The 11,355-nt window shown below is 70.1% G+C and carries 13 protein-coding genes and 1 tRNA gene; 4 read left to right on the forward strand and 10 right to left on the reverse strand.

All coding sequences use genetic code 11. From position 1 onward, the window contains the following. Window positions 1–141: 141 nt before the first annotated feature. From VEC04_RS00995 to VEC04_RS01005, 3 genes are all read right to left on the reverse strand, one after another. Window positions 142–774: an exopolysaccharide biosynthesis protein gene (locus VEC04_RS00995; RefSeq protein ID WP_324772931.1), complete on the reverse strand. Its 633-nt coding sequence runs from the start codon at window positions 772–774 to the stop codon at window positions 142–144. An 87-nt stretch (window positions 775–861) separates the two neighbouring features. Further along, window positions 862–1,497 (reverse strand): exopolysaccharide biosynthesis protein, encoded by a 636-nt coding sequence (locus tag VEC04_RS01000; protein ID WP_324772933.1) that lies wholly within the window; start codon window positions 1,495–1,497, stop codon window positions 862–864. A gap of 54 nt (window positions 1,498–1,551) precedes the next feature. Next, window positions 1,552–1,734 carry a DUF3008 family protein gene (locus VEC04_RS01005; protein ID WP_324772935.1) on the reverse strand — a complete coding sequence of 61 codons (183 nt, stop codon included), beginning with the start codon at window positions 1,732–1,734 and terminating at the stop codon, window positions 1,552–1,554. A gap of 126 nt (window positions 1,735–1,860) precedes the next feature. Between VEC04_RS01005 and VEC04_RS01010 the strand changes: the two genes are divergently transcribed. Continuing rightward, on the forward strand, window positions 1,861–2,376 hold the full coding sequence (locus tag VEC04_RS01010) for a DUF3617 domain-containing protein (protein ID WP_324772937.1): 516 nt from the start codon (window positions 1,861–1,863) through the stop codon (window positions 2,374–2,376). A 156-nt stretch (window positions 2,377–2,532) separates the two neighbouring features. On the opposite strand, the gene VEC04_RS01015 is transcribed toward VEC04_RS01010, so the two are convergent. The 5 genes from VEC04_RS01015 to VEC04_RS01035 form a co-directional block, all read right to left on the reverse strand. After that, window positions 2,533–3,696 (reverse strand): isovaleryl-CoA dehydrogenase, encoded by a 1,164-nt coding sequence (locus VEC04_RS01015; protein ID WP_324772939.1) that lies wholly within the window; start codon window positions 3,694–3,696, stop codon window positions 2,533–2,535. Between the two features lie 37 nt (window positions 3,697–3,733). Continuing rightward, window positions 3,734–5,074: a lysozyme gene (locus VEC04_RS01020; RefSeq protein ID WP_324772941.1), complete on the reverse strand. Its 1,341-nt coding sequence runs from the start codon at window positions 5,072–5,074 to the stop codon at window positions 3,734–3,736. Window positions 5,075–5,148: 74 nt separating this feature from the next. Beyond that, a complete protein-coding gene (mgtE, locus tag VEC04_RS01025; protein ID WP_324772958.1) occupies window positions 5,149–6,537 on the reverse strand; it encodes a magnesium transporter in 1,389 nt (462 codons plus the stop codon). 79 nt (window positions 6,538–6,616) lie between these two features. Next, window positions 6,617–6,703 (reverse strand) — tRNA-Leu (locus tag VEC04_RS01030). 49 nt (window positions 6,704–6,752) lie between these two features. Further along, complete coding sequence (locus tag VEC04_RS01035) at window positions 6,753–7,049, reverse strand: FliM/FliN family flagellar motor switch protein (RefSeq protein WP_414642628.1); 297 nt, start codon at window positions 7,047–7,049, stop codon at window positions 6,753–6,755. Window positions 7,050–7,079: 30 nt separating this feature from the next. Here VEC04_RS01035 and lipB point away from each other — a divergent pair, with 30 nt between their 5' ends. After that, window positions 7,080–7,796: a lipoyl(octanoyl) transferase LipB gene (gene lipB, locus VEC04_RS01040; protein ID WP_324772946.1), complete on the forward strand. Its 717-nt coding sequence runs from the start codon at window positions 7,080–7,082 to the stop codon at window positions 7,794–7,796. A gap of 84 nt (window positions 7,797–7,880) precedes the next feature. Here lipB and VEC04_RS01045 read toward each other — a convergent pair whose 3' ends face one another. Further along, on the reverse strand, window positions 7,881–8,582 hold the full coding sequence (locus tag VEC04_RS01045; RefSeq protein WP_324772948.1) for a hypothetical protein: 702 nt from the start codon (window positions 8,580–8,582) through the stop codon (window positions 7,881–7,883). Between the two features lie 104 nt (window positions 8,583–8,686). Then, complete coding sequence (locus VEC04_RS01050) at window positions 8,687–10,006, reverse strand: S8 family serine peptidase (RefSeq protein WP_324772950.1); 1,320 nt, start codon at window positions 10,004–10,006, stop codon at window positions 8,687–8,689. A 109-nt stretch (window positions 10,007–10,115) separates the two neighbouring features. On the opposite strand from VEC04_RS01050, the gene VEC04_RS01055 reads away from it, so the two are divergent. Together VEC04_RS01055 and VEC04_RS01060 are read left to right on the forward strand one after the other, a co-directional pair. After that, a complete protein-coding gene (locus VEC04_RS01055) occupies window positions 10,116–10,619 on the forward strand; it encodes an RNA polymerase sigma factor (RefSeq protein ID WP_324772952.1) in 504 nt (167 codons plus the stop codon). Then, window positions 10,616–11,353 carry a hypothetical protein gene (locus tag VEC04_RS01060; protein WP_324772954.1) on the forward strand — a complete coding sequence of 246 codons (738 nt, stop codon included), beginning with the start codon at window positions 10,616–10,618 and terminating at the stop codon, window positions 11,351–11,353. The genes VEC04_RS01055 and VEC04_RS01060 overlap by 4 nt, the downstream gene beginning before the upstream one ends. The last annotated feature ends 2 nt before the right edge of the window (window positions 11,354–11,355 follow it).

Consider the following 11,355-nt stretch of genomic DNA (forward strand, 5'->3'; position numbering starts at 1 on the left):
AGTCCGGACGGCGGCCCGATCGACATCGGTCCGGTCCCGTCCGGGTTCGAGCGGAGGAAAGCGCGGCCTCGCCCGGGCCGCGTCATCGGTTCTGATGACGGTGTGGCCGGAAGTCCGGGCTGGTCAGTCGGCCTTCGCCGGTCAGCCCAGGCCAAACATCTGATAGACCGCCAGGAAGGCGCGGCTGACCAGCTCCCAGGCTACCCAGACGAAAACACAGACGCCGGCCACGCCCAGCCATCCGACCAGCACGACCAGTCCGTCCCGCTGCATCAGGCCGAAGCCGAAGGTGGAGATGATCAGGGCCGGCACGAGGTTGCCGCCCCAGATCGGCAGGACCAGGATGAAGGCCAGCACCACCGTGGCGACGCCGATCAGCATCTCGAACACCGGGCTGGTCATAATCGACAGGCGCGGCTTCGACAGCCGCTCCACTCGCCGGACCCGCGGCAGGACCGCCTCGACGCCCGTCCGGTAGGCCGCCCGTTCGATCGACCGCTTCAGCGCCCATTTCGGCAGCCAGAGCTGGTCCTGCCGGGTCATCAGCTGCAGGCCCATCAGCAGCAGGGGCGCGCCGAGGATCGTGGTCGTTCCCGGGATGATGCCGATCGCGATGTTCATCAGCCCGAAGAACAGCATCAGGGCGCCGAAGCCCCGCTCGCCGAAGGCGTTGACCAGCTCGCCGAGATACAGCTTGGGATCGTCCTTGGCCCCGATGTCTTCCAGCACCTGCGAGAAGGGCCGGGTGTCGCTCTGGTAGTCGTAGTCGGGCATGGGCGGCTGCAAGGACTCGTGCGACGGGGTTCTTCCGATCTAGGTGGGACCGTGAGCGCGCGCCACTTAACAAACATCCATGCGGCGTCAGACGATCCGGCCGATCCACTCCGTGCCGTGGGTGAAGCTGGCCACGATCAGCCGCCAGGCGAGAAACAGCACCGCGACCGTCGCTCCCGTCAGCAGCCAGCCGATAATGACTGCGAGGCCGTCCCGCTGCATCACGCCGAGCGAGAAGAAGCCGACCGCCACCGCCGGCAACAGATTGGCGCCCCAGATCGGCAGCACCAGCACCACCGACAGGAAGACGCAGGCGAGGCCGATCAGCCCCTGACCGAACGGTCCGGTCAGGAAATGCATCCGTGGCCGGGACAGGCGCTCGGTCAGCCTCAGCCCGCGCCGGAACCGCGCGCTCAGCCGACGGAAAGTCGCCCGCTTCACCGCCGTCCGCTCCGTCCAGCGCGGGATCCAGAGCGCGTCGCGGCCCCAGGCCAGCTCCATCGATAGCAGCAACAGCGGCGCACCGGTCAGGGTGGTCCCGCCGGGCGGCCACGGCATCATATTGATCAGGGCGAAGAAGAACATCACCGGCCCGAAAGCGCGGTCCCCGAACGCCTCCACCACCTCGCCCAGGCACAGCTTTTCGCCGCCGCGTTCGCCGAGCTTCTCAACCACCTCCGAAAAGGCGCGCGGCCGGCCCGTCGACGTCTGGATCAGCGTCATGCGCCGACGCTAGCGGGGCGGACGCCGGCGGTCATCCCGGTTGGCGCGCGGCGCTCAGTGCTTCACGTGCTCGGGTTTGCCCTTGCGCTTGGTGTGCGCCATCTTCTCGAGCTCCTTCTCGCTCATCGACATCATCGATTTCGAGGCGCCCTTGAGCTCGGACTTGGGGGTGTCTCCGCGCTTGGCGGACAGGGCGGCCCCGGCGGCCTTCTGCTGGGCGGCGGATTTGGCGGGCATGGGGTGTCTCCATTTCTCCTGTCTGGCGAACCGCCGCGGTCCGCCACCGGTTCCCCGCGGCGTTCGCCAGCGTTCTGCCGGGACGGCGAATTATGCTAGGGCAGGAGCCTTGGGTGGAGGACCGACATGCGCACCATCATGATCGTTTCGGGGCTGGCCGCCCTGTCGCTCGCATCCTGCGGGCCGGGTGAAAACGGCTCGGCCGCCGAAAAAGCCGGGAGCGCGACGGGGAAGGCGGCCGGCGCGGATATGCCCAAGGGGCCCACGCCCGGGCTCTGGCGCGTGACCACCCGGATGTCGGGGTTACCGGCCGGAATGGAGCCGCCGCCGATCGAAACCTGCATCCGCGAGGCGAAATTCGAGCCGCCCGCGGGGGCTGCGCCGCACTCTCCGGGGATGACCTGCGACTCACAGTCGTTCCGCCGCGAAGGCGACGCCATGGTCAGCCACATGGTCTGCACCTCGGCGGACGGCGTGCGCACCGTCACCGACACCCGCGTCACCGGCGACTACACCCGCAACTATACGATGGAGGTGAAGAGCACGATGACCCCCGCTCCGACCCCGTCGATGGCCGAAGTGTCGATGGTGATGAACGCCGAGCGGCTCGGCGACTGCCCGGCGGAGCCGCCGGCCGGCTGAGGCATGCCGCCTGCGGATCGCCTCCGTCAGCCATATCGTTCGATACAGCCTTGTGCGCCTGCCGCTACGCGCACGACGTGAGCAAGCTCGATCTCCTCATCCTGGCCGGCGCGATGATCGCGGCCGCCGGTCTCTGGGAGCGCACAGGCCAGGACGTCAGCTGCCCAGCAACTCCCGGCCGATCAGGAAGCGGCGGATCTCGTTCGTCCCCGCGCCGATGTCGTAGAGCTTGGCGTCGCGGACCAGGCGCTCGACCGGCCATTCCTTCGTATAGCCGGCGCCGCCCAGCGCCTGCACGGCCTCGAGGCTGACTTTCACCGCATTCTCAGAGGCCAGCAGGATCGCGCCCGCGGCGTCGTAGCGGGTGGTCTTGCCGGCGTCGCAGGCGCGCGCCACCGCATAGACGTAGGCGCGGGCGCTGTTCAGGGCCACATACATGTCGGCGACCTTGGCCTGCATCAGCTGGAAGCTGCCGATCGCCTTGCCGAACTGCCTGCGCTCGCGGACGTAGGGCAGGACCACGTCCAGCGCCGCCTGCATGATCCCCAGCGGGCCCGCCGACAGCACCGCCCGCTCGTAGTCGAGGCCGCTCATCAGCACCCCGGCGCCGCCACCGACCGGACCCATGACATTCTCTTCCGGGACCTCGCAGTCCTCGAACACCAGTTCGGCGGTGTCCGAACCGCGCATGCCCATCTTGTCCAGCTTCTTCGAGACACTGAACCCCTTCATGCCGCGCTCGATCAGAAAGGCGGTGACTCCGCCATTGCCCTCGCCGGTGCGGGCATAGACCACCAGGGTGTCGGCCGAAGGCGCGTTGGTGATCCAGAATTTGGCGCCGTTGAGGACGTAGCGGTCGCCTTCCTTGCGCGCCTGGGTCCGCATCGACATGACGTCCGAGCCTGAGCCGGCTTCTGACATGGCCAGTGACCCGACGTGCTCGCCGGAGATCAGCCTGGGCAGGTATTTCCGCTTCTGCTCCTCGGTGCCCCAGCGGCGGATCTGGTTGACGCACAGGTTGGAGTGGGCTCCGTAGGACAGGCCGATCGAGGCCGAGGCGCGCGAGACCTCCTCCATGGCCACCACGTGCTCGAGATAGCCGAGGCCGAGGCCGCCGTAGTCTTCCTCGACGGTGATACCGTGAAGGCCCAGCTCGCCCATCTCGGGCCACAGCTCGCGGCGGAACTGGTTCTTCTCGTCGATCTCGGCAGCCAGCGGCGCGAGGCGGTCGGCGGCCCAGCGGGCGGTGGTTTCGCGGATCATGTCGGCGTTTTCGCCGAGGCCGAATTCCATCGATTGGGGGGCGTTGGGAATGCTCATGGCGGCGGCGTAGCACCGCGCCGCCCGACTGGCAAAGTCAGCCCCGGCGACCCCACTGCACGAACAGATTCCACGACGAGACGCCGACGCAGATGACGCCGATCACGGCCAGGATCCAGCCGATCACCATGAAGTCGTTCAGCTGGGAGTCGTCCACCATGGCCTTGCGGAAGGCGGCGGCGGCGGCGGCGCAGGCCGCCAGCCCGGTCAGGCCCATGATCACGAAGGCTCCGGTCACGCTCCAGTCGAAGCGGCGCGGCGCGGACGGTTCGACCTCATGGCGCAGCACCGACAGGGTCGGCTCCTCCTCGAACAGCACGGTCTCCTCGTCCGGGACCGTCGACTCTTCGCGCCGGCCGGGCTCCCAGACGGGGCGGCCGGCTTCGACGAAGTCCGCCTCGGTCGCCGGCGTCAGCACCAGCGGTTCCTCCATGGGCGGGAACGGCGAGATTGCCGGAGCCGGCGGCACAAGCGGCGCCACGGGCTCCGGGGCAGTCGGCCAGGTGGGCTCCGGCTCGGCAGGTGCGGGCTCTGCGGCCTCTGCGACCGGGATGTCCGCCGGCGGAGCGCCGGCGGCTTCACCTTCCGGTTCCGGCGCGGGCGCAGGCTCCTCGATGGTCGGAAAACCGGGCAGGGGGCCGACGATGGAGGCGGCATAGGGCGAATACCGCTGAAGGTGAACGGTGGCGACCGGCGGGGCCGCCGCCTCGAAGGGCTTGGGCTCGAACGCCGTCTCCGGTCCGGTGGCCGGGCCGGTGAGCTCGGCGGCCCAGCCGGGTTCCTCCGCGGTGGCGGGCGGAGTCTCGCCCAGCAGGGCGGCGACCGCCGCGGCCCGAGCGTCGGAGGGCGCCGGCAGCACTTCGGCGGGTTCCTCGAGCGGCGGAGGCGGCAGCGGCGCGGCCAGCAGATCGGCCAGATGCATCGGCATGGCCGGATCGGCGACGAACAGGGCCCGCTCGGCGGCGCGGCGACGCAGGCGGGCGTCGGGCGGCGTGGCCTCGGGCCAGCCGATCAGGGCGTCGGCCGCCTCGCCCGCCTGGCCGTCATTGAGCCGTTGCAGCACGTCCGAGGCGAGGAACCGCTCGACGCCGACGGAGATGGCGAAACTGGCCAGGGCGTCGAACTGGTGCTGGTTGAGCGGGGTCGAGACCCGCTCGTTCAGGGCCTTCACCACCGGCAGCAGGTCGTACTGCAGCAGCAGCTCGGCGTCCTGTTCGCTGACCGCCAGGCCCTCGCGGGCCGAAGCCGTGTGCCCGTAGCCGATCACCCAGCGGCCGTCCTCGTCCCGCACCGCGCGCGGCCGGAAGCCCTCGAAGCTCTTGATGAGGACGACTCCCTCGCGGGAGACCTTCAGACGGGAGGTGGTCGCGTCGGACACCGGAATGACCCAAATCGAGACGGAAGCGCTCGCTCAATGGGAGAACCAGCAAACGTCGCGCCGGTCCAGCGGGATCAGAGCAGCACGATCGTGGCCAGACCGAGGAAGATCAGGAAGCCGAAGAAGTCCGTCGTCGCCGTCACGAACACCGCCGAGGACACGGCCGGGTCGAACTTCAGCTTCGACAGGGTCAGGGGCGTCAGCACCCCGACCGTGGCGGCGACCATCAGATTCAGCACCATGGCCGCGGCGATGACCGCCCCGATGCGCCAGTCCTGCGACCACAGCCCCGCCGCCACGCCGATCAGCGGCGCCAGCACGAAGCCGTTGGCCACCCCGACCGCCAGCTCGCGCCAGAAGGTCCGCGGGGCGTTGGAGCTGTTCAGCTCGCGAGTGGCCAGCGCCCGCACCGTCACGGTCAGGGCCTGGGTTCCCGCATTGCCGCCGATGGCCGAGACGATCGGCATCAGCACGGCCAGAGCCACGATCTGCTGGATGGTCCCCTCGAACCAGCCGATGACGCTGGCGCCCAGCACGGCGGTGGCGAGGTTGATGGCCAGCCAGGGCACCCGGCCGCGCACGATCTCGCCCACGTTCGAACCACGGTCCTCGTCCGAGACCCCGGCGAGGCGGAGGATGTCCTCGCGGTTCTCTTCCTGGATGATGTTGACGATGTCGTCGACGGTGATCTGCCCCACGAGACGCCCGGCGGCGTCGGTCACCGGGGCCGAGATCAGGTGGTATTTCTCGAAGATGTAGGCGACCTCTTCCTGGTCCTGGTCGACGGTGATCTCGTTGACCGGATCCATGATCTCGGTCAGCGGCGTCGGCCGCGGCGCGCGCAGCAGGCGGCTGATGGCCACCCCGCCCACCGGCTTGTTCAGCGGATCGACGACATAGATGTCGAAGAAAAGCTCGGGCAGCTCCTCGCCCTGTTTGCGGATGTGGTCGATGGTGTCGCCGACGTTCCAGAAGGCGGGCGCGGCCATGACCTCGCGCTGCATCAGGCGGCCGGCGGAGTCCTCCTCATAGCCCAGCGAGCTCTCGATGGCGGCGCGGTCGACCTCCGGCATGGCCGCCAGCACCCGTTCGCGCTGGTCGTCCTCGAGATCCTCGACCACGGCGGCGGCGTCGTCGGAGTCGAGCTCCTGCAGCGCCTCGGCCAAGGTCAGGTGCGGGACACGCTCCAGCACCTCCTCGCGGATCCCGTCGTCCAGTTCGGGCAGGGTGTCGGCCAGCAGGTCCGGCGGCAGCCACAGCACCACCACGGCGCGGTGCTCGGAGGTCAGGAATCCCATCAGGTCGGCCACATCGGCCGGGTGCAGGTCTTCCAGCAACGAGCGCAGCTTCAGCCCGTCGCCGGCGTCGGACGCGTCGACGACCTTCTCGACGAAGCCCGGCGTCAGGACGTAGTCCTCGTCCAGCGCGACGTGTTCGATATCGTCATCGACGGGGGCGGGCATGTGGGAGTCGGCGGGGTTGCTCACGCGGGCCTCCTCTCACATTTAGCTCACAAGCCGTTGATTTACCTCAATAATTCGATGGTGCGGTCGAGAAGACTCGAACTTCCACTCCGGTTAGGGAACAGCGACCTCAACGCTGCGCGTCTACCAATTCCGCCACGACCGCTCGCATCGGAGGGGGGCTGATAGCGGAGAGAGGGCCTCATGCCAAGGCCCTAAGCGGCGCCCGCCATGAAGTCGTAGACGTCAGCCGCGCGGGTCACGGTGATGGCGATGCGGTCCTCGCGGATCTCGATCTCGCCGCGCGCCACCGGATGGTTGTTGGCGAGGATCCAGACCTCGTCGTGCTCGGAGGCGTCGAGCGGGATCACCGCCCCGCGGCCCATCCGCAGCAGCTGGCTCATCGGCAGAACAGAGCGTCCCAGGACGACCGAAATCTCTACATCTACGGCTTCGATCTGGCTCACGGGGTACTCTGACGCTGACTGGGACTGGACGGACGGTTGTTGCATGGCGCTCCCGATCCCCACATTGGAGGGAACATGCTTTCCCAGTCCTTAAGCCCGGCCGTATCGAAACTGCTCCGCGAGGACGGCGTCCCCGCCGAATGGGCGGTCTCCGGCGGCCATGTCGACTACCCCTTCGCGGTGGAGGCCATGGAGGCCCGCGCCGCGGCCATCGCGGCCGGCGAGTCGCCGGAACTGGTCTGGCTGCTGGAGCATCCCCCGCTCTACACCGCCGGCGTCTCCTCGAAGGACGGCGACCTGCTCGACGCGGGCCGTTTCCCGGTCCACCGCACCGGCCGCGGCGGGCAGTTCACCTATCACGGGCCCGGCCAACGGGTGGTCTATGTGATGCTGGACCTCAACCGGCGCGGCAAGGACGTGCGCGCCTTCGTGCGCGGCCTCGAACAGTGGATCATCGGCGCCTTGGGCGAGTTCGGCGTCCCCGCCGACGTCCGCGAGGGCCGCGTCGGCGTCTGGGTCGAGCGCAAGGGCCCCGGCTGGTCGCGCGAGGACAAGATCGCCGCCATCGGAGTCAAGGTCCGCAAATGGGTCAGCTTCCACGGCATCAGCCTGAATGTGGAGCCCGACCTGACCCACTTCACCGGCATCGTCCCCTGCGGCATCCAGGAACACGGCGTCACCAGCCTGGTCGACCTTGGCGTCCCGGCCACCATGGACGAGGCGGACGCGGCGCTACGCACCAGCTTCCGCCGCGTTTTCGGGGAGGTCGTGAAGGGACAGGCGCCGGTCTGAACCGCCCGTTTCGGGCGGCGTCGCCGGACCGACGAACCCCCGCCGGCGGAACCGACGGGGGTGGTTTGTCAGCGACGCCGCGGATCAGTCGTCACGGCGGGTCCGGGTCGAGCCGCGGGCGTCTGCGCCGGCGCTGACCGAGGCTCCGTTGCGGTCGGCCGAAGCCGAGCCGTTGGCGGAGGCGTCCGCGTTCGCGTCGACCCGGCGGCTGCGGCGCGCCGGTCGGCTCTCGCCATCATTGCGCGGTTCGGTCGCGGACCCGGCAGAGCCCGAACCGGAGCCTGAGCCTGAGCCGGACGCGTCGCCGGCGATACCGTCGATGCCCAGCCCTGCGGAGCCCTCGAGCGCCCCGGAAGCCGAGCCGTGAACGGAGCCAAGAGCTCCCTCGGCCGTGCCCAGGGCACCCGTAGCCGTGCCCTCTGCAGCGCCGCGGGCCTCACCGGCGGCGGCTTCTCCGCGCATGCGAGCTTGTTCAGCGGTCGCCTCGGCGCGCGCGCGAGCCTCGGCGGCTCGGCGTTCTGCGCGCGCGCGCAGACGTTCGGCGCGGGCGGTCGCGGCGTCTACGCGGTCCCGCGCGAAGGAGCCGTCGAGGGAGCCCGTCAGCCCACCGGTGGCGTTGCCGCCCAGGGATCCGCCGATCCCGCCGAGCCCGCCGACCTGGCCGCCCAAGCCGCCTCCAAGTCCGCCTCCAAGTCCGCCTGAGCCGCCCAGCACCTGAGCGTTGGCGGCGCCGGCGAGGGCGACCGAGAAGGCCGCCGTGGTCATCAGCATCAGGGTCTTGCGCATGTCGTCTCTCCTGCAGTGAAGTGAAGCGGGCGGAAAACGCCCTCGCAGGGTCCAACGACGGGGCGCCGCCGATTCATCCGGTCATTGAAAATTTCGACGCGAATCTAGCGCGACAGCCGTCCTCGCGCGCCGACCGCGGCGGGATCGACCCGCAGGTCGGCGGCGACGAGTCCCTGGCCGTAGATCGGATCCGGCCCCCGGGCGCCCAGGTCGCGCGCCTCGGCCGCAAGTCTTTGAACGGCGTCGCCCTGACCTCGCCGGCGGGCCAGCAGTCCGGCCACCAGCGGGGCCGCGAACGAGGCGCCCCTGACCGAGACGTAGCCTTCGCCCGGACCGGCGGCGGCCATGTCGGCGCCGGGCGCGGCGAAGTCGACCTGCGGGCCCCGCGCGGCCTCCGGCAGGACCCGGCCTCTCGCATTGACGGCGGTGACCCCGATCACTTCGGAGTAGCTGGCCGGATAGAGGGGCGGGGCGGCCGGGCCGTCGTTCCCCGCCGCCGCGACGATCAGCACGCCGCGCGCGGCCGCCCGCCGGACCGCCGCCTCGACAAGGGCGTTGCGTGGGCCGACGAGACTGATGTTGACCACCGGCACGTCGTTCTGGAGCAGCCATGCCAAGGCCCGTGCAACCCCTGTCGACGAGCCGCCTGACGGTGATCCGCCATAGACATCGGCGACAAACAGGGCAGCGCCCGGAGCCGAGCCGGCGAAGGCCCCTGACCGGCCTGCCAGCAGCGAGGCCACTGCGGTGCCGTGGGCTCCAGGACGGCTTTCGCCGGCAAATCCCTGTTGGCGGACCGTCACTCCGGAAAGGGTGGGATGGCCGGCGTCGACTCCCGTGTCGATCAGGCCCAACCGCAGACTCCCGGACTGCGCCGCAGGGGCGGCCGGCGAGTTTGATCCGGGCGCGGTCGCAACACTCTCCACCTCGCCCGCGGGTGTGTAGACGTGATTGAACTCATAGACCGCGTCTGGATCGAGTTCGCGCAATCGCTCGACCGCCCGGCGGAGCGAAAGTCTCCGCGGCGGCGTCAGCACGACAAGGGTCAGATCGAGATCGTCGAGACGCTCCTCGCGCAATACAGTGAAGCCGGCCTCCAGCGCTATGCGTCGGCTCGCCGGGGAGGGATCGATCGCGATGATCTCCGCCCGCACCACCGGCCAGCCGAGCGGATCGGTTTCCAGCGCACCATCGGATCGTCGGATGAGCCCGGTCAGACGCGCCGGGGCTTCGAGCACGTCGGCAATCCGGCCGCGCAGACCATCCTGCAGACGGTCCGAACCGAGCGGCGTGCGATCGGGCACGCCCTGGGGGAGACCCGGCACGGCCGGCAGGCCGCCCGGCAGCCCGATCTGCGCCGCGGCCGGCCCGGCTGCCAGCAACAGCGCCAGCCCCATCCACGCGATCGCCGCCAGCTTGCCCATTATCGAGTTCCGCCCTTTCCGTTGGGTGCATACAAGGCCATTGGTGTGGCCGAACGATGGATGAAACGACCGAGCCCGAACGTTCCATCCCCATGACCGGAGTATACGCTTGGATGGGTTTCAGACGGAGCTGGTGGCGCTACTGCCAAGGCTGCGCCGTTTCGCGCGCGCCGTCTGCCGCTCCGACGCGGACGCCCAGGACCTGGTGCAGGCCACTGTGGAGCGGGCGCTGGCGAAGCGCGGCGGCTACCGGCTGGGCACAAGGCTGGACAGCTGGGCCTTCACCATCATGAGACGGATTCATATCGATCAGGGCCGATCGAAGACCCGCTGGGGCCGAGTTGTGGCGCCGGAGGACGCCGCGACGCCGAATATCGCCGACGGCTCACAGGCCGGCGAGGACCTGCGCGCCGACGCCCTGGCCGTGCGCGACGCGCTGCGCCGGTTGCCGGAGGATCAGCGCCTCGCCGTGGCGCTGGTGCTGGTCGAAGGCCTGTCCTACGCGGAGGCGGCGAAGGTGCTCGACGTTCCCCCCGGCACCCTCACCAGTCGTTTGGTGCGGGGGCGGCAGAGCCTGATCCAGAGCCTGACGGAGCAGGGAGTGAGCGCATGACCGGTCCCGAGGCGTTCGACGACGAAATCCTGATGCGGCGCATCGACGGAGAGCTCACCCCTGAGGCGGCCTCAGCCATTGACGCGGCGGCCGCTGGTGATCCGACACTGGCCCGGCGGCTGGAGCAGATGCGTGGCCTGCGCGCACTCGCACGGGAGGCCTTTCCGGCCGCGCCTGATGCACGCGACGCCGATCTGGCGCGCCTGATCGCCGCCGGCGCGTCCCGGACGGCGCCGTGGGAGGCTCTGGCCGCCGGCCTGCGCGAGGCCTTTTCGCCGCGCTACGCCCCCGTCTGGGCCGGGGCCGCCGCCGCCTGTTTCGTACTGGGTCTGACGGTCGGCTGGCTCGGTCAGGATCGTGCGTCCGCCGGCTTCACGGTCGCGTCGGACGGGACAATCGCCGACGCGGACCTGGTGCGGGTGCTGGAGCGCGGCCTGTCGGCGGACGGGGCTGACGGGGAGGGGCGCGCGGTGAGCCTGACCTTCCGCGACGGGTCCGGCCGCTGGTGCCGCACCTTCCGGGCTGGGGAGGATGGGGTTTCAGGTCTCGCCTGCCGCCATGACGGGGAGTGGCGGATCCAGGCGCTGGCGCCGTTCGATACGTCCGGGTCGGAAGTCCGTACCGCCGGAGCCGATACGCCGCCGGCCGTGCTGGCCGCGGTCGACGCCCTCATCGCGGGCGACACTCTCGACGCCGCCGCCGAGACGCAGGCGCGCGACACCGGATGGCGCTGACC

Source organism: Brevundimonas sp., assembly GCF_035626535.1.
Lineage (GTDB): Bacteria > Pseudomonadota > Alphaproteobacteria > Caulobacterales > Caulobacteraceae > Brevundimonas.

Coding starts and splice junctions, on each gene's coding strand:
- VEC04_RS01005 (WP_324772935.1), bottom strand. CDS start 1,734: ATGCCCGCCAAATCCGCCGCCCAGCAGAAGGCCGCCGGGGCCGCCCTG.
- VEC04_RS01010 (WP_324772937.1), top strand. CDS start 1,861: ATGCGCACCATCATGATCGTTTCGGGGCTGGCCGCCCTGTCGCTCGCA.
- VEC04_RS01060 (WP_324772954.1), top strand. CDS start 10,616: ATGACCGGTCCCGAGGCGTTCGACGACGAAATCCTGATGCGGCGCATC.
- VEC04_RS01000 (WP_324772933.1), bottom strand. CDS start 1,497: ATGACGCTGATCCAGACGTCGACGGGCCGGCCGCGCGCCTTTTCGGAG.
- VEC04_RS01015 (WP_324772939.1), bottom strand. CDS start 3,696: ATGAGCATTCCCAACGCCCCCCAATCGATGGAATTCGGCCTCGGCGAA.
- mgtE (WP_324772958.1), bottom strand. CDS start 6,537: ATGCCCGCCCCCGTCGATGACGATATCGAACACGTCGCGCTGGACGAG.
- VEC04_RS00995 (WP_324772931.1), bottom strand. CDS start 774: ATGCCCGACTACGACTACCAGAGCGACACCCGGCCCTTCTCGCAGGTG.
- VEC04_RS01035 (WP_414642628.1), bottom strand. CDS start 7,049: ATGCAACAACCGTCCGTCCAGTCCCAGTCAGCGTCAGAGTACCCCGTG.
- lipB (WP_324772946.1), top strand. CDS start 7,080: ATGCTTTCCCAGTCCTTAAGCCCGGCCGTATCGAAACTGCTCCGCGAG.
- VEC04_RS01050 (WP_324772950.1), bottom strand. CDS start 10,006: ATGGGCAAGCTGGCGGCGATCGCGTGGATGGGGCTGGCGCTGTTGCTG.
- VEC04_RS01045 (WP_324772948.1), bottom strand. CDS start 8,582: ATGCGCAAGACCCTGATGCTGATGACCACGGCGGCCTTCTCGGTCGCC.